The organism is Idiomarina sp. D18, from assembly GCF_057748155.1.
The window spans coordinates 1,239,656-1,256,179 of record NZ_CM173240.1 but is presented as its reverse complement, the minus strand read 5'-3'; the positions used below and the strand labels follow the sequence as shown (position 1 = coordinate 1,256,179).

Genomic DNA, 16,524 nt, shown 5'->3' with positions numbered 1-16,524 from the left:
AAATAGGTTTAAAGCCTTGATTTTATTGACTTAATTTTTTAAAATCTTTTCAGATATTGCTGTTATAGTGTGTTATATATAACAGTAAATCGGCAAGCTTTGCGGCCGTGGTGGAATTGGTAGACACAAGAGATTTAAAATCTCTCGCTTGTAAAAGCGTGACGGTTCAAGTCCGTCCGGCCGCACCATCTATTTTTTTACCTTTCTCGATATATCTATATCCTTATTGATTTTTACTTCTCTTTTAATTAAGGTTATCTAATTTTATTAAAAATCACACTAAGAAGTTAAATTTATGATCGATAAAAATAAATACCTTACAGATAGAGAAAAATACAGTTTAATTGTAGGTCGTGGTAATTTTTGGAACAAAATATTTTTCGATTTCTACATCGATACGGATTATTTAGATAAAGATATAATAAGAATTAATTATATTTCTGAAGATTATGAAACTGAAGAAGAACACGAAGAAGAATTTGAAATAGATCTTGAATCAGCGTACCAGTTCGATTTAGAAAGAGAAGTTTACGACGAAAACGAAGAGGAACATTGTCTTTTAACCTTTAAAATAAGACAATTCGAATGGGAAATTTATCTTCCATTACTTTATATGGAAGATTTTGAAAAGATGATTGAAAGACGAAATAACGATTTAAAAATGTTCGATATAGTCGAAATTGAAGAAAGAATTATAGATATGTCTATTGATGACACAATTGACGTTGTAGTTCATCTAAGTAATTTACCAGAAGATTATTTAACAATAGCAGATCGTTATATTTCATTAGAAGTTGATGAAAAGGTTAGTTCTTTGGTCGGTGAGTTTTATGTCGAAGAATATTTAGATATTCATAACAGCAAGAAATATAAAAACTTTATTGAACGTTCAAGAATGAAATATTTAATGTTTAAAGGCAGGGACGAACTGAGAGAAATTAGTACTATTATACGTGAATACAACCAGTTAAAAAAAGAAGATTTGATCGAACTTCTATTATCATATAAAAGATCTGATACAGATAGATTAATGTTTAAAGATTGGTTGATAATCAAACGTATTCATAAAATTTTAAAAAGAAGATCAGAATTGGATTATATAGATAAAAATCAGTATTCTAATTTTATAAATACGATAATCAGCAGAGCTTATAAAAAAATACCAGATAAGTATTAAAACGCCTTTTAAGGCGTTTTTTTATATCTGATAGGTAAACATACTAAAACAATAAAAAAAGCCCTTAAAGGGGCTTAAAAGGGCTTAAAATTGTTATTCTTCTTCTTTTAAACATTCTTCAATAAGATGTGAGTTAAAAATATAATCAAGTGGTGATATACAGATCTCACCTGTTATTTGATTCATTTTTAATAACATAAAAATCCACATCATTATACCTAAATATAAAGCTACCCCGCCCAAATTAAAATTATCGTTATCATTATTATTATTACTCATTATAATCCTCCTCATTTTCTGAAAAACTTGTTTGTATAGATTTTTTATTATCTTTATAAGAAATTTTGATCCAGTTATCTCTTTGTTCTCTTATATCTTCCCATTTTCCACGTCCGAAAAAGAAAGGGTTGGCAGCAAAAACACCTCGATCAACAGTTCTTATAATATCGGCCTTTTTAAGTTGAGTTAATTTATTATCTACAACTTGAATAGAACTTAATTTTAAAGTCTCTTTTAATTGTTTTTTAATAGATGAATTTAAAACTATTTGACCGTTATAATTAATATTCTTCAACAAAGCTACGATGAAATCAGTCAAAGAAACTGGTAATTCACTTAATAAAACAATATCTTTTATATATAGTTTTATATAATCTGGTTCTTTCATTACATAAGTATCTTTAAAGGTTTTATTTTCTTTTGAATTACCTTCTTCATCTGTTTTAGTTTCTGAGAATTCTTTTGATATTTTTTCTTTTTTAAATCTTTCAAACTTCCACTGATCTTCAGTATTTTTCATTTTGTTTAAGAAATTATTAATATTTCTTTTTGATTGTTTATTATTATTATTATTCATTTTAATACCTCATTTTTTGTTATATATTCATCTGTATATTAATTTTAAATAAAATCAATACCTAATTTTAAAAAATTAGGATTTTGTATTATTTAATTAAAAATATTAATTATGAAAATATATAAATACTAATCATAGAGGTTAGGATTAAAAATAAATACTAATCATAGAGATTAGGAAACCTAATCATAGAGGTTAGGAGTTCTAATCATAGAGATTAGGATTTAAAGATTAAAAAACAGTTAAAAAATATTGATTTTTAGCGGTTATATTCAAATTATAAAAAAATATTCTCTTCTTTTATTTTATAACAGTTAAATTTTAAAGAATTCTTATAGCGATCATTTTTATTAAAATGTTTTCTTGATTGTTAACGATATACTGAAAATATTGATCGCAGTTTTCTTTTTATTCTGGTTATAAAAATCAAAGATTTTTATTTTTATGGTGAAATCGAAAAATATTTATTTTGAAAAAAGAGCATTGCTATTTTTTAAAATATAAATATGAGCATCCAAATTTATTATATGAAAAATAGAAAATTAGCAGCAGCTAAATTTTATATTTTGAATGACTTAAAAATTAATTTTTTTATGCCGCTGGTCGGTATAAAAATAATTGGTTTTTAACAGCAAAGATTTTTAAGAAAGGAACTTTCTTAAACCCGCGACCTATCAGCTAAAACGTAGTTTTTGCGTTAAGATAGGTATTCGTGGGTTAACCTTTCTTAAAAGAAATGTATTTTAAAAACTTGATTTATTTTATTTCTATGTTAAAAAAAATATATAAACAAAAATAAAAAAGGAAAAAAAATGAATAATGAAATTAATGACGATAGAGCACTAGTAATTTTAGAAATGATTGTTGAAGCAGAGTTAACAAAAAATGAGATAAAAATATTTTATTTTATATTACAACATATTAAAACAATTCAAAAAAAAGATTTATTTCAAGATTATTTTATTATAAACAAGTCCGAAATGTCTAAAAAATTAGATACTAAAATGTACATTATAGAACGAACGTTAACGAAAGTTATTAAAACTGGATTTATGTATAAACTTGGTAAAAATAAATATTCCTTAATGCCTTTTTAAAAAAAATAAAAATTTAGAGAATGAATAATTTTGTTGCGATAAGAACTAAATATTATAAAAAAAATGCTTTTACTAAACTTTTAAAACATTGTAAAAGAATAGTTGATAAAACTTATAACGCTTTTGCTACTAAGTCGGTTAGAGGTGAATATACGAAAAATAATTTTTCTTTTGAATTTCGTAAACTTTCGGATTGTAGAAAAGAATATAAAGAGATAAATAAAAAAAGACCTAGGAAAGATTTTAATGAATGTTTTGAACATCTTTTAATTTTTAGCCGTGATCAATTTGAAAAAATTGAGCGATTAGCCGAAAAAAAAGGTAAATCAAAAGAATATATTGAAGAACTTTTTAAAAAATATATTGATGAATATTGTCAAGATATAAAAGAAAAATACGGCTTTGAGCCGCTTGGTTTTCATTTTCATATGGATGAAGGGTATGATGATGAAAATGGCAATTTTAAAAGAAATATTCACGCTCATGTTCACTTTTATAATTATGATTTTAAAAACAAATTATCACCTCTTAAAAAAATTCAAAAAAAAGTTTCAGACCCTGAAACAGGTAAAAAGGAGGTCAATCCTGCCTTTTCTGATTTTCAAACAATAGCCGCTAAAACATTTAAAAAATTAGGCTTTAAACGAGGTATATCAAAACAATCAACGGAAAAAGAACATTTAGATCGTGATGCATATATTGCCCAAAAACAAAAAGAGATTGAAAAAAACCAAATTTTAATTGCTAAAAAACAAGAGGAACAAAGAGAAAAACAAAAGAGAATTGAACAAGAGCAAGAAAGAAAACAAGAAGAACAAAAGCAAAAAGAACAAGATATTTTAAAAATAAATGAAAAAATAGAAAAAGAAAATAAAAAATTAAATGATCTAAAATATGATAATCATTTATTAAATCAAAAACATAAACTTTTAAAAGATGAATATAATAATTTACAAAATATTTTAAATCAACTTCATACTAAAATAAATAACTTTTTAAGTAATATGAAAGATTGGTTAAGTAAAACCTTTAAAAGTCGTATCGAGGCAGAAATTGATTATAGTAATAATGTTAAAAAATCAAAACAAGAACTAGAGGATTTAAAAAGAGAAGAAGAATATAAAGAATACCAAGAAAAAATAAATGAAGTTATAAATTTAACTAAAGAACCAAAAGAACAAAAATTAAGAATTTTAGACAAAAAGAAAAGCCCGAAAAAATAAATAAAAGTCAATGATTTATTTGATTTTTGTTGTATTTATGTTAATATGAAAATATAACAAAATGGGAGATTTATGAAAAGAAATTTTAAATTAAGAACAAAAGAAAAACCACTTGAACAAAGAAAAAAAGAACTATTAGAAAGAGTTAAAAAAAATAGTTCTAAATTAGAATTTGAACTTTATTTGAAAAGTAAAAAAGAAAATAAAGATCAATAAAAATTAAAACCTCACAATATAAAAAAGGAGGTAATAAAAAAGAAAAAATCGGAGTAAACTAATGAATACTATAATTAAAATAACATTAATAATTTTTTTATCAATAACAAATATAAATAATTTTGTTTTTGCTAATAACGATATTACAAGAACAAAAGGAAAAGGCTTAGGGGCTGATTATTACCCTATATATGTAGATAATCAACCCAGATTTATAAAAGCAGAAACCGCCCATAACTGCTATTTAGGATCTGCAGTTGATTTAGATTTACCAGGTTGCCAAGAATATACAGTTTATACACCTCCAAGTTGTAGTAATGACTTTTATTCTTGTGATAGTGGTGAGGTATTAGGTGAATTAAAAGAAAAAGATGATGTTGCAGTTTGGACTTGTCAAAATAAAAGAGGTGATAAAGAAATCTGCGACAAAATGAAAAATAATAATAATGAGCCTTTGGTTGATTTGTGTGGAAATGATTTATATTCTTGCGAAAATGGATCTAAATTAGAAAATAAAAATACTTTTAATAAGTCGTGGGTATGTAAAAAAACATATGATGAAATAAAAAGTAGAAAGTTTAATTGTCAAAATTATTATTTAGGTTATTGAAAATAAAAAAATATATGTAATATTTAAAAATAGGATATATTTTAAAACTTCCACCTTTTGTTAATTGTTAAATATATCCTAAAAAGGGCTTTTAAGCCCTTTTTTTTATTTGATAGGTGAATACATTAAAACAATAAAACCCCCCCTAAAAAAGACCTAAAAAAGCCTTTAAAATTATTATTATTATTATTAATTAAAAAAATAAAGGGCTATTAAGCCCTTATATTTTTATTCAGAAAAAAACAAAGTAAACTTTTCCGATTGCTTTTTTTAGAATTCTAAAACGTAAACTTAAAAAATTTGCAATCAATCAAATAAATTAATAGATTTCAACCGTTCTTTTTCAGTAAATACATTATCATAATTAGACGAAACGATATAATCAGAATAATGATCTTGTAGCATTTTAACACTCGTTCCGCAGTGTTGCGAAATCATAAACAATTTTTTACCTTCCTGTATTTTTCTGGTTATAAATGTATGTCTTAAATTGTAAATAACAAAATTTTCTAAATCGTGTTTTTTAAAAAAATCTGGATGTTCTTTTTTTAAGTTTCTTACTATATCTGAAAATTCTGGAAATTCTTGATCGTATTCTCTTAAAAATAAATAATCATTTTTACCTTTATTTTTTGTAAATTCTTTTATTGTATAAACTGCTAAATCTGGAATAATTATCTGTCTTGGTTTTGTTTTTGATACTGGTAAATAAATATAATTATTTTCGTTTTCTCTGTTTGATATATTTATATTACTCATTTTTAACCGTTTTAACTCTCCAACTCTTGCCCCTGTTGAATATAAAAGTTGAAACATAAAAATCAAAAGGTTTTTATTTTCTTTTCTAAGTTTGTTTTTTTCGTTGCTTTCTAACCTCATTAAAAAGGTTAAAAGTTCGTTATACTGTTTAAAAGTTAAAGGAAAACGTTTTTTTACGAATGGTTTAATTATTGGTTTTGGGTAGGTTGGTTTACCATCAATATATTCTTCATCCTCAGCATATTCGAAAATCTTGTTTAATGCTGTTCTTAAATAGGACAGTTGAGGTTTGGATCTTGGTATTTCAAAAATTTCTTTTAACTCTTTTCTTTTAAGTTTTCTAACATCATAATTTTCATAAAGATCAATTATTTCTTCAAGTCTTGTTTTTATTTTTGTCCAAGTTGTTTTTGGGTGTTTTGTTTCTTCTAAATGTTTAATAACTTGCTTAGCAATATATCCAACCGTTTTTTTATTGTCGTGTTGGATCGTTATCTGCCCAGATTTTTCAGCATTTAACAAAAAAATCTGCTCTTGAAGTTTTACCTTTGCTTCTTCTAAATCGTCCGTTTTAGTCGATTTTAAGCGTCTTTTACCGTCTGGACTATAATAGCCCATATAGATTTTTTTACTGCCTTGTTGGGTGTATAAAAAAGCTTTTTCGTTAGGGTGTTGATATAGTTTCACTGTTATAGACTCTGTTATAGTTTCAAAATGACCTTATAAGATATTGAAACAAAACAGGAAAAAATACAACCGATTAATTTAAAATCCCTCGCTGGTAACAGCGTGCCGGTTCAAGTCCGGCCCCGGGCACCAATTCCGATTGTTTCAAAGTCTATTAAATGCCGCGAGCCATTGATTATACTGGGCTTCAAGGCAAATCCTGATTACCTCTGTCTACATTAAATCGTTGCAAATCGATACTAAGTGGTGCTACTTTTGGTGCTATATCAATTCGGTTATGCGGATGTAGCACCATGGCAGACGACAAGCTAGTCATCGAAAAACATAAGCACGTCGAACACCTCAAACCCTCGGACCGTGATGAATGGTATCGGGTAGCAGGTGGCACCGGTTTAAGGCTTCTTGTAAGAAAGCAGGGCGGTAAGTATTGGCGTTTAAAGTACCGGTTTCGTAAAAAGCAGAAGACGCTGGCGCTGGGTGTATTTCCTGAAGTAACTCTCAAACAAGCAAAAGATGGAGTTATTAAAGCCAAAGCTATGTTGGCTGACGGCGTTGATCCTGGTGATACAAAATCAACGAATACGAATGATAACAGTTTACGTTTTTATGCTGCTAAATGGTTGGAATATCAATCCCAGGCAACGGCGCGGATCTGGTCTGAAGACCACAAGGCGAGAGTTTGGAAACGTCTTGAAAACGGCATCCTTAAAAAACTGGGTGACAAGCTAATTACTGACGTCCGTAAAGAGGATATCAGACGTTTAATTGAGAATGTTGAGGCGAAGGGTCACCATGAAACCGCCAAGAGAATAGCGGACGATACACAGCGTTTATTTGAATACGTCGTTGATCAATACTCACTCGAAGACGATGTCGACATTCGTTTACTGCGACCCGTCAAAGTTATTTCCAAACCGGTTGTTCACCGAGAAGCCCTGGATATTAATAACCTACCATTCTTTATGCAGGATCTTGCTCGTTATACTGAGACAGGTAGGGAGTTAACAGCACTGGCGATTGAGCTACTGATTCTGACCTTTGTTCGTTCAGGGGAGCTTAGAGGCGCTCGTTGGGATGAGTTTGACCTAGATAACAAGGTTTGGTCGATACCTGCAGAGCGGATGAAAATGAAGCGGCCACATGAGGTGCCGTTATCGACTCAGGCATTTGATGTCATTAAACGTATAAAACGTATTACTGGCCATTATGAGTTGCTATTTCCGTCTGAAACCAAGCCCGGTGAGCCAATGTCCGATAATACGATGCGACAGGCTATGTTCAAAATGGGCTACTTTCCGAAGGCGAAAGATACCAAAGACGGTAGAATCGCCAAAACCTACCTTAAGTACCAGGATAATGCTCATTACCCGGATGGACGCTTGAAAGAAAAGGCTGTGCCACATGGCTTTAGAACCACGGCATCGTCAACGCTGCATGAGAGTGACCAGAAGTTTCGTTCTGACGCTATTGAGCGTCAATTAGCACACGTTGAACCAAACAAGGTGAAGGGCGCTTATTCGCATAAAGCTGAGTATTGGGATGAACGGGTTGAAATGATGGAGTGGTGGGGGATCGTCGTGTCACAAGGTAGAAAATAAATCATCTAAGGCTGTTAGAACGTCTTTAGGGCTTTGTATTTCACCATAAAACACTGACTAAAGAGCATATTACTTCTCATGTTTGAAGAGAAAATCCAGTTGTTTACCTAGGAGCTGCAATAGTTCTGGTGAACCTTTGCCATTCAATTTAAGATTTGCACGCTTACCGATTTCCCCACTGAACTTATATCCATCTTTATCGCCGATAAACTTTAAGCTGTCTACAGTATGCCTTTTGCCATCGAGCATAATCCTATATGCTTCTGTGACATCACGGCTTCCCGATATCTCCAGTTTGGCTGACGCATAATCTGATGCTTTAATACCAGAAGAACGTATGTTGACTAATTCGAGGTTATCGACAACTTTTGTGAGTGCTCGTAACCAACTCTGGGGATCCACAGAAGGCTCGGAAACTATTAATCCAAAACCTGTAATCTCGCGCAAAGCATTGATAAATTTACGAAGAGAGCGAGGCGGAGTGACTATTCTGATGAACTTAGAATTGGCTTGAATTAAAAAGCGACACGTATAAAAATCAATCGATTCTGTCTCAATAGCAACTCCGAATGGATCTTCTACCATCTCTTTCTTAATAATTTTTTCGACGTACTTGCCAGATAGTTCGGTATTAGTCGATTTTGAAATAATGAAGCCTTCTTGTCGAGCATCAGCAAACTCGTTATCAAGCATTCTTTGAGCAAGTTCTTTAATGTCCAGAGGTAAATATGCTTGCAACCACTTGTATCTAACCATTTCACTCTCCAAATGCCAACTTCGCACTTTCAAGCGCTTGCTCCGAGGAAATCTGGAGTTGGCTTGTATACTTTCGTATTTCTAATGGTGTGGGGTGTCGTCTTGTAATATTATGTTGTCCGGTACGATCATTAAAGTTATAAACGCCTCTAATACAATACTTAAATTCATTACAAAGTGATGGGTTACCAAACTGAGCTTCAAATTCAACTTTTTTTCTCTCATTTACAGTGTCTTCCGCAGTCCAGACTATTCTGTAAATATAAAAACCGCGTTCATGTAGTTGCTGAAACTCTTTAGACTCAAGAACTCCGGCACCATCAAAAGCGGCTTTATTGATATACGAAGCTAATCTTGCATCGGTATCTTCATCTTCTCCCTCATCATCGTATTCATCTTCATCTTCATCCAAGGGGGCTTTATCGTTATTGAATATACTGACATTGGTGACTGTATCAAAGGTCAATCCATCGATATTCCTGATTAACGAGTCGAAAAAGCCGCTTCTAACCTCTACATCGTCAAGGCTTTCAAGTGATATATTAACCTCTTCTAACTCGTCACCTTGGTCATTTTTAACATTATCCTGTATTTTCGATTTCAATTTCTTGACTACTTCTTCAGCCTTTTTATCTGATGGCATTTTGAACGTGACTTCATCATCACCATGCTCGATCTCGATATCGCATGTCTTTAGCGTTCTCTGCCTCAATTCTGTCTTTGTGAAATCATAATCAATATAAGTTACTTTAAAGGTCGTTTTGCTACCCTCTTTAGTGACTTTTATCGAATCGTCCGAGTCAGATGTTAGGTCTGTCTTAAGAGTTTTGCATGCGCTATCAATCTGCTTTGCAGTTGTTTTACCACTAAGCTTTGAGTGCGTGACCTTACTTTTTCGATTTGAATTTTCGAGCAGCTGACCGATCCAAGTGAAGTCACTGTAACTTAATGTCATTGATGAAATTTTTTCTACTAGAGCATCTTTTGAAGAGTGCTCAGATACCAGTATGCCGCGACTTCGTAGTAGCTCTATGAGATGCTTTAGTGTTATCTTTTTGTGTTGCAAAGCATCATAAATATTTTTATCAGTAGGAATATAGATTGAGGGTCCGTTGAACTTAGTCATTTTCGCGCATACCTATTTCCATTGGATTAAACATCCTCGCAAACTGATCTATTTTTCTAACTTCAATTTTTGACATCTGTTTTTGCCGCCCCTCATCATCGCCCCACATCCTGAGGTATTCGTGTTTTGCTTTCTCAAAGTTCTGGGAAGCATTGTGATCCGACTCTGTAAATCTAATCCGGATACCCAAATCGCCACTGAACATTTGGTAATGAGACATAGCATCAATTAAGTAAATAAATTCCTCAACCGTATCCCCTTTGAGATTGTAATAGATCAGAAAACCTTCTGGCTGATCATTTGTTTTACGATGCTTTATTATGAGCCAGGGAGCAGTCAGCGATTGCAATGTGGCTGGTTTATCCCATTCGTCTCCACTACGTCTAGCTCTTATTAAGTCAGGATAAAAAAAAGTGTAACCTTCTTTACGGGGAAGCTCGTCTGAGGCTACTAAACTCTTGATGTCCTGAACTATATCATTGAGGCGTCTAATTAAATCAGGGCCCATTACGGTTATGAAATTATCCTCAGCAATTTTCACTGCTGAGAAATCGACCTGTTCTAAACGTGAACTAAAGTCTAAGTCATATTGATCATCGTGGTTATAAATAAAAAGTAGGCCTGACACTTGGCCAAAGGCTTCGTCGCTCATTAGAAACTTGTCTTGCCAACTTTGACTTACGTTGGCGCATTCTACTGAGAGAGCTAAACTAGTTAATGCTGTTTCTATACTTCCTTTCGTTATGCTTTTGGCTGCATAACTCTTTAAATCTGTATTGACGTATTGAGTATCGCCTGAGTAAGGATCGTCATAATAAAAAACGACATCAGAAGGATGCGTGTTCTTGGAGTGGTGATTAATTACACACTCCCAATTTTCATTGGTAGGCTTGGCTTTATGCCACTTAAACCACCCGAAAAGGTCTTTAGATACAATCTCCGCTAAGCGGCTTATGTTCTCAGTTTCACTCATACAAGCCGGTCCTCATACTAGCAATCGAAGCTATCGTTGCTGGGTTTTATTTTCAACTCAGTAAACCAAAAATATTTATATTTATGTGAGAGTTAAGTGACTTAAGTTAACAGTAATCCACACAGGTCTATAAGACAAGTGCGGTAATTTTAGCGGTAGCGAATTGGACTTCCCAGATTCTACTGAATCGGAGTCTTAGTTTGAAATTACGGTTAGAGTGCGCGGCCAAGCCAGTACTGAGGGCGTCGATTGTGATGTGCGATAGCAAGAACTTGAATACTGCCGTTGGATTGCCGATAAATTATCGATAAAGGAAAGCGACTAAGCGGGGCCTTTCGGACTCCTGGTCTTGCTTCAACTTGCCAAGCGTCAGGGTTGTCGATAATTAAGCTCACCAGACCAGAAAACTCTCTAATTAATGCCTGACCAAGTCCCTTAACCTTTGACTCATAGTAACCGACAGATTCGAGAAACTCTGATTCTGCTGCAGGGTGAAATGTATAGCTCATTTAATCAGAGCTTGAGCTTTTTTCAATACAACATCGCTTGGAACAGGATCTACTGCGCCTGAATCTAATTGTTCGGCCCGATCTGCAGCAACTGATAACCACTCAGATTTGAGTTCATCAGCCGAAGGAGAGTCGATACTTTCTACGAGCTTTTGAAGTAGATGTGCTCTATCCTCTGCAGACAGATGCATCGCTTCACTTTCAATTTTTTTAAGTTCCATTTCTGCAACTCCGTAACTTGAGCCTTCACTAATTTTGGCACGCTTTTGAACACGATACCAGCTGATAAAGCCCAAGTATAAGACGTATTTAAGGTGCACTGGCTCAAAATTTCAAACATACATCATGTTCGTGAAGCAAGGGAAGTCCTTGCTCCCAAGCTGGGTACCAAAATAACGTAACGGGAACACGCATATGCCCATATCACCATAGTTTTACTTGTTGTATTGCGCATAATTACTTAACGCCTAGGCTTTTTTGAGACTCGAGAGGTAACCTAGGACGCAAATCAAGAAAGTGTACTGTAATGTAAGTGCCTCCTCCCATAGCCTCTTCAATCCTCTTAGCCTCTTCCTTGAGCATGGTAAACAGCTCTTCCGCTCTGATCATTTTTCTATCAATAGGATGTTGCCATTGGCGATCTTTTGAAAGGGTCACAAGTAAAGCTCCTGACTTGCTGTGATCCGCAGCCATATATTTTTTAACAAGTTGATCTTTAATCGTAGCTAGCAAATCTTTTGCAGTGCGATAATCACCAAGTTTGAGTTCAATTACTGCTTCATGCTTTGAAATAACAGAACGTAACCTTATGTCGGTCTCTTTTTCGTCTGCGGTTACAGCCTCCATATCCACTGTGTAGAGTGAGTTTGATGCATTATCTAGTTCGCGAGCAATTTCGCGACGCATCTTTTTCTCATCTGATATCTCGGCCCAGTTTTCTCTCGGTGAAGCATCTCTCAGTAATAGTTCATCGAGGTCTGACAATCTATCCTTCATAATGGAAAACATGGCTTCATTTGTTGAAGCCGGCGCTTCACCTTTTCTATCGAGATCTACTGCTTGCTCCAGAGTAAAAACGTTCGCATCGACGTCTTGGGCCCAGTTCTCTTCTGCCACTGTAAGAATTCGATCCTTAAAATGAGCGCACAAGGGGTCTCTGGCCATTTCAAGTTTTGCCGCCAAGCCTTCTTCCCCTCTCGCGTTGAGTAACGCTTTAACAATATTGCCACGTGCTTGTTCGGCATAGTCTCTAGTATCTGGAGAATAGGACTCTTCATGGAATACATCGTCTTGGACACGAACATGCGTATAGGCAAGACGAAGTAGACATAGCAGTATTTGGGGAGTGAATTTTTCGCGGCTTAAATCAAGGGCGTCTTGACGTTCCCCAAATAGGCTTGCGAACCACCTAACGGCTTCGGAGCAATCGTCGGGCTCAATGTTCAGGACCTGGGCCGATAGTTTTTCTACGCCTATTTTCGGATTAACTTGCATGAGTGCCCACATCCAGACAAGACGTTCCTCAAACGTTAATTCTAGCGTTAGCCTTTGCTGTGCTATTTCTTGAATTCTCTCAAGTTCTGTAGAGTCTCCATTATGAAGCATTACGCGAATAACTTGCCGAAGTCTCTCGGTCATTTCGTGTAAACCATCAGAGCTATTCTTCCTATCGCCGTTTGAAGTCAACCACGACTCGAGCCTCGGTAAAAAAAGTTTGGCAACTCTGTTAGGTGCATAAACAATTCCATTAAGTAAATTAGAGTAGCCATGCGGCCCGGTTGGCTGGTCGAGCTCCCATGATAGTTGATGTCCAAGTACATGCTCCACTGCATCCGGATGCGCGCATACTAAAGATTCTATCCATTGCGGAAAGCCACTAAGTTCGATTGGGACGTACTTCGCGGCCAATTGGGCCTCGTCACTACTTAGCTTCGTTGCCCAATTGGGGTCCTCTGCTTCCGAATAGATTCCAGCCAGACCAAGCTGCCAAGTTATAAAGAATGTGTTGCGGTCTTTTTCTGGTCTTTCTCTTGATAAGGTAGGGCGATCGGCACGCCAAATTTTCATCAGGACACGGCGCAGTCTATCGGCTGTTTCTGAGTTAAAATACCTTTCTATGAAATAGCGATTCCAGCCGGACGATCGGCTGTCGTTTCCATCGTGACTCATAGCTCGCCACAAGTTCCAAGCTGTATTCCGGCTTTGCTTAGGAGAGAATGCGTCCTCGGGCTGACTGGCAACTTCTTGCCAAAACTGAACCCAAGTGTTGCGTTGTTGATTCTTTCGTTGTTCCTCTTGTTTCTTCAGTTCTTTCTGCTTTTCTTTCCACTGACGATATCTTCCATTGAATTTCGATGGCTTCAAACATTCATTTACTCTTTGCTCTAACTCGGATTTGTCCTCTATGAGAAGCCTAAGCTTTTGAACTTGCTCTTGGAAATTATCAAAACCCGATGATAAATGGATGGCTGCTTCTAAGAGCATCGCACGATCATTTTCATTGCGATTAGTTTCGCCAAGCGATTTTAATACCCAGCTTAGATCCCGGTCGGCGTTGAGTTGGACCGTTTGATTGTGAACTGTGATCCTCGCTAGCCGCTTCCATGGGTCTTTGACTTCGTGAATTGACTGAAGCAAAGCATCTTCTATCCAGAATAATCGACAATTGTCATCTCCACTCAATTTAGCAAGATGTTTACGAAGCAACTTGATTGGCTCTTCGTCGGTATAATCCAGGTCGTATAAACGTAACGAGAGGCAGCTAGCATGCAGCCATTTATCATTATGGCTGTAATTGAGGCCATGTACACAAGTGGCGGCTAACGCTTGACTGAGGTGTGAGCGTTCGCTCGATATTGGCAACCAGTCCTTTTGCCATTTTAGGCCTTCGGAGACCATGCGCACCAGACCATCGCGAAGTTTCTCAAAGATGGCAATATCCAAGGTCAAATCTGAGATTAAGCGGGGCAGTTGCCAACTCAATTCGCCCATAATTCGATTTTCTTTCTTCATCCATCGAAGAGATTGGCAAAGCTGTTTAACCGACATGTACCTAGGAAAAAGACATAGCAATGCACTGCGTGCTAATTGATCAGGCCAGCGATAGTTTGCATTCGCAATATCTGAAGATATTTCATAGAGCCTATCATCACCAATGTTGGAAAGAGCATCAAGAGCCATCAGTCTCTCAATATTAGGTGCTTCCGCATTTTGAGTAATACCGAACACAATATCGGCGCAGGATTTTATACTTCCAGCCTCTATTAGCTCGATTATAATTCTTCTTACATCCGGGTTTTCTACGCCGTAAAACCAAACTTGTTTGATTTCATCTGCAAGGTCTTTCGAAGCAAAACGATGGATCTGTATATCTGGAATTTGAAGGCCTTTCCATCCTCCACCGCCGTATCGAGCGACGTAAGCACGAAAAGCCTGGATTCGTTGTGTTTTCGTTAATGACTCAGGATCGCCTTCAACCATAAGCACCGCTGGCTCGTTGTCTCTCAAAAGTTCAAAGATCCCGTCTTCCTTGAGAGCTAACCATCCTGCGATTGCTCGCTTCGACGGACGGACGATAATCTTTCCTTTAGTTTCAGCGAAAATAACCCGCTTAAGAGCTTTAAGCGGAATTCTTCTTTCTTCCCGAAGATATACTAACCTAGTTGCGGCAAGATATTCTGCGACTGAACGATGATGAAAACGTACTCGACCATATGAAGCGAAACCGAATAACGGACGCTCAAGTAATGCTTTTCGCTCGTTTGGCTTCCAGTCGGATAGGATAACCGCAGGGTCTAACGCCGCTTCGCCTTCACCAGTATCAGACGCTGCACTGTGACGTATTGTTAATCGCCGCGTCATTTGAGCTGCTAATGCAATTCGGCTAGCGCCTTGAATAGCCCGATCCACCGATAATTCAGCTGGTTCACACCTACCCCCGTTTGGAAGAAGTTTTACTCTAATGTTTGAAGCTACCTGCTCACGGTGGGTTCTGATGCGCTTATGTTCCTTCCAATCCACACATAACTCAATCAGATCTTGAGGCCTCCTTGCAAATTCTTGAGCATTCCGGCGCCGTAAATCCTCAAGAAGACGCTCCGGCTCATGCACACCTTGATTTTGAGAAAACTGTACAATCTGTTTATCCGATAGTGGCATTAAAGCCACAGTTCGCCAATCCACTGGATCGTTATCACTTTTAGTGCCAGATTGCCCTTGGTGCTCTCGCATTGCGATTTTTGCAAACATTTCCTCGTGAGCTTCAGAGGATGGGATTTGAGGTACAGGAAGTGTGTTTTTTACTAGTTGTTCGTCAAATGGGACTGGCCTTGTCGTGATGATGATCCTCGTACGGTGAAGATTAGTTCCGATACATTTTCTAAGCTTTTTAAGTGCTTGCTCAAATGAGCCCAAAGTTAACTTTAGCTCATCAAACGAATCAAGAAAAAATGTTGCAAACTCAGATTGCGAAGTAAGCCAAGAATCAAGTCGCGCTTCCTCTTCCATATCTAGTAGATCGCGAACGCTTTGGGTTGCCAAACTAGCTAATTCAATAAAAAACGCAGGTTCTCCAGAAGCCCATAAACGTTTCGACTGTTCACGGCACTCATAAGTTTTTCCCGCGCCTGCCTCAGAAATTATTAATATTCGTTTTGATTGCAGCAAATCATTCCATGTTGTTCCTCGCGACCAACCTAGACTGATCAGGAAAGGCTGCTTGTCCGCTTCAGTAATACTATCTTTGGAGATATCGTTGAAAGTTCGATTTATCATTGTTTTGAATGCTACTTTGGACTTGTAAAAGCTGTATTTGTCTGCAACCTATTGTCTACTCTACTCTACCTCTGCCTTGACTACATTTGCTGCTATGAAAGCCAAAAAGTTTCAGACGTTCAAGTTTCTTACCGCTGCACGCATGTACCAGGCTAAAACTATTC

At 35.5% G+C, this 16,524-nt stretch carries 15 protein-coding genes and 1 tRNA gene; 7 read left to right on the top strand and 9 right to left on the bottom strand.

The annotated features are described in order from the left end of the window. Positions 1–101: 101 nt before the first annotated feature. Positions 102–188: transfer RNA gene (locus tag AC3AP5_RS06000), tRNA-Leu, on the top strand. Between the two features lie 107 nt (positions 189–295). Then, the gene (locus tag AC3AP5_RS05995) at positions 296–1,177 is read left to right on the top strand and encodes a hypothetical protein (protein ID WP_487327242.1); all 882 of its coding nucleotides are present in this window, start codon (positions 296–298) and stop codon (positions 1,175–1,177) included. A gap of 93 nt (positions 1,178–1,270) precedes the next feature. Here AC3AP5_RS05995 and AC3AP5_RS05990 read toward each other — a convergent pair whose 3' ends face one another. Together AC3AP5_RS05990 and AC3AP5_RS05985 are read right to left on the bottom strand one after the other, a co-directional pair. Continuing rightward, the gene (locus AC3AP5_RS05990; protein WP_487327241.1) at positions 1,271–1,456 is read right to left on the bottom strand and encodes a hypothetical protein; all 186 of its coding nucleotides are present in this window, start codon (positions 1,454–1,456) and stop codon (positions 1,271–1,273) included. Beyond that, complete coding sequence (locus AC3AP5_RS05985; RefSeq protein ID WP_487327240.1) at positions 1,449–2,033, bottom strand: hypothetical protein; 585 nt, start codon at positions 2,031–2,033, stop codon at positions 1,449–1,451. Before AC3AP5_RS05985 ends, AC3AP5_RS05990 begins: the two co-directional genes overlap by 8 nt. Before the next feature lie 812 nt (positions 2,034–2,845). Here AC3AP5_RS05985 and AC3AP5_RS05980 point away from each other — a divergent pair. From AC3AP5_RS05980 to AC3AP5_RS05965, 4 genes are all read left to right on the top strand, one after another. After that, complete coding sequence (locus tag AC3AP5_RS05980; protein ID WP_487327239.1) at positions 2,846–3,130, top strand: hypothetical protein; 285 nt, start codon at positions 2,846–2,848, stop codon at positions 3,128–3,130. A gap of 20 nt (positions 3,131–3,150) precedes the next feature. Then, positions 3,151–4,353 (top strand): hypothetical protein, encoded by a 1,203-nt coding sequence (locus AC3AP5_RS05975; RefSeq protein ID WP_487327238.1) that lies wholly within the window; start codon positions 3,151–3,153, stop codon positions 4,351–4,353. Positions 4,354–4,425: 72 nt separating this feature from the next. Then, positions 4,426–4,569: a hypothetical protein gene (locus AC3AP5_RS05970; RefSeq protein WP_487327237.1), complete on the top strand. Its 144-nt coding sequence runs from the start codon at positions 4,426–4,428 to the stop codon at positions 4,567–4,569. A gap of 61 nt (positions 4,570–4,630) precedes the next feature. Beyond that, entirely contained in the window at positions 4,631–5,179 is a 549-nt protein-coding gene (locus AC3AP5_RS05965; RefSeq protein WP_487327236.1) for a hypothetical protein, read from the top strand. A gap of 306 nt (positions 5,180–5,485) precedes the next feature. Here AC3AP5_RS05965 and AC3AP5_RS05960 read toward each other — a convergent pair whose 3' ends face one another. Next, complete coding sequence (locus AC3AP5_RS05960; RefSeq protein WP_487327235.1) at positions 5,486–6,625, bottom strand: tyrosine-type recombinase/integrase; 1,140 nt, start codon at positions 6,623–6,625, stop codon at positions 5,486–5,488. Positions 6,626–6,918: 293 nt separating this feature from the next. On the opposite strand from AC3AP5_RS05960, the gene AC3AP5_RS05955 reads away from it, so the two are divergent. Beyond that, the gene (locus tag AC3AP5_RS05955) at positions 6,919–8,223 is read left to right on the top strand and encodes a tyrosine-type recombinase/integrase (RefSeq protein ID WP_487327234.1); all 1,305 of its coding nucleotides are present in this window, start codon (positions 6,919–6,921) and stop codon (positions 8,221–8,223) included. 69 nt (positions 8,224–8,292) lie between these two features. Here the strand turns inward: AC3AP5_RS05955 and AC3AP5_RS05950 are convergent, their stop codons facing one another. From AC3AP5_RS05950 to hyoA, 6 genes are all read right to left on the bottom strand, one after another. After that, positions 8,293–8,979 carry a hypothetical protein gene (locus AC3AP5_RS05950; protein WP_487327233.1) on the bottom strand — a complete coding sequence of 229 codons (687 nt, stop codon included), beginning with the start codon at positions 8,977–8,979 and terminating at the stop codon, positions 8,293–8,295. 1 nt (position 8,980) lies between these two features. Then, positions 8,981–10,105: a hypothetical protein gene (locus AC3AP5_RS05945; protein ID WP_487327232.1), complete on the bottom strand. Its 1,125-nt coding sequence runs from the start codon at positions 10,103–10,105 to the stop codon at positions 8,981–8,983. Beyond that, positions 10,098–11,078 carry a PD-(D/E)XK nuclease domain-containing protein gene (locus AC3AP5_RS05940; protein ID WP_487327231.1) on the bottom strand — a complete coding sequence of 327 codons (981 nt, stop codon included), beginning with the start codon at positions 11,076–11,078 and terminating at the stop codon, positions 10,098–10,100. The genes AC3AP5_RS05945 and AC3AP5_RS05940 overlap by 8 nt, the downstream gene beginning before the upstream one ends. Before the next feature lie 212 nt (positions 11,079–11,290). Further along, positions 11,291–11,587 carry a type II toxin-antitoxin system RelE/ParE family toxin gene (locus AC3AP5_RS05935; protein WP_487327230.1) on the bottom strand — a complete coding sequence of 99 codons (297 nt, stop codon included), beginning with the start codon at positions 11,585–11,587 and terminating at the stop codon, positions 11,291–11,293. Further along, entirely contained in the window at positions 11,584–11,808 is a 225-nt protein-coding gene (locus AC3AP5_RS05930; protein ID WP_487327229.1) for an addiction module protein, read from the bottom strand. The genes AC3AP5_RS05935 and AC3AP5_RS05930 overlap by 4 nt, the downstream gene beginning before the upstream one ends. 235 nt (positions 11,809–12,043) lie before the next feature. Beyond that, a complete protein-coding gene (hyoA, locus tag AC3AP5_RS05925) occupies positions 12,044–16,360 on the bottom strand; it encodes an NACHT domain-containing antiphage protein HyoA (protein ID WP_487327228.1) in 4,317 nt (1,438 codons plus the stop codon). Positions 16,361–16,524: the final 164 nt, after the last annotated feature.

Bases quoted from the DNA above. Each gene is read 5' to 3' on its own strand.
- AC3AP5_RS05995 (WP_487327242.1), top strand. From the start codon at position 296: ATGATCGATAAAAATAAATACCTTACAGATAGAGAAAAATACAGTTTA.
- AC3AP5_RS05990 (WP_487327241.1), bottom strand. From the start codon at position 1,456: ATGAGTAATAATAATAATGATAACGATAATTTTAATTTGGGCGGGGTA.
- AC3AP5_RS05985 (WP_487327240.1), bottom strand. From the start codon at position 2,033: ATGAATAATAATAATAATAAACAATCAAAAAGAAATATTAATAATTTC.
- AC3AP5_RS05980 (WP_487327239.1), top strand. From the start codon at position 2,846: ATGAATAATGAAATTAATGACGATAGAGCACTAGTAATTTTAGAAATG.
- AC3AP5_RS05975 (WP_487327238.1), top strand. From the start codon at position 3,151: ATGAATAATTTTGTTGCGATAAGAACTAAATATTATAAAAAAAATGCT.
- AC3AP5_RS05970 (WP_487327237.1), top strand. From the start codon at position 4,426: ATGAAAAGAAATTTTAAATTAAGAACAAAAGAAAAACCACTTGAACAA.
- AC3AP5_RS05965 (WP_487327236.1), top strand. From the start codon at position 4,631: ATGAATACTATAATTAAAATAACATTAATAATTTTTTTATCAATAACA.
- AC3AP5_RS05955 (WP_487327234.1), top strand. From the start codon at position 6,919: ATGGCAGACGACAAGCTAGTCATCGAAAAACATAAGCACGTCGAACAC.
- AC3AP5_RS05950 (WP_487327233.1), bottom strand. From the start codon at position 8,979: ATGGTTAGATACAAGTGGTTGCAAGCATATTTACCTCTGGACATTAAA.
- AC3AP5_RS05945 (WP_487327232.1), bottom strand. From the start codon at position 10,105: ATGACTAAGTTCAACGGACCCTCAATCTATATTCCTACTGATAAAAAT.
- AC3AP5_RS05940 (WP_487327231.1), bottom strand. From the start codon at position 11,078: ATGAGTGAAACTGAGAACATAAGCCGCTTAGCGGAGATTGTATCTAAA.
- AC3AP5_RS05935 (WP_487327230.1), bottom strand. From the start codon at position 11,587: ATGAGCTATACATTTCACCCTGCAGCAGAATCAGAGTTTCTCGAATCT.
- AC3AP5_RS05930 (WP_487327229.1), bottom strand. From the start codon at position 11,808: ATGGAACTTAAAAAAATTGAAAGTGAAGCGATGCATCTGTCTGCAGAG.
- hyoA (WP_487327228.1), bottom strand. From the start codon at position 16,360: ATGATAAATCGAACTTTCAACGATATCTCCAAAGATAGTATTACTGAA.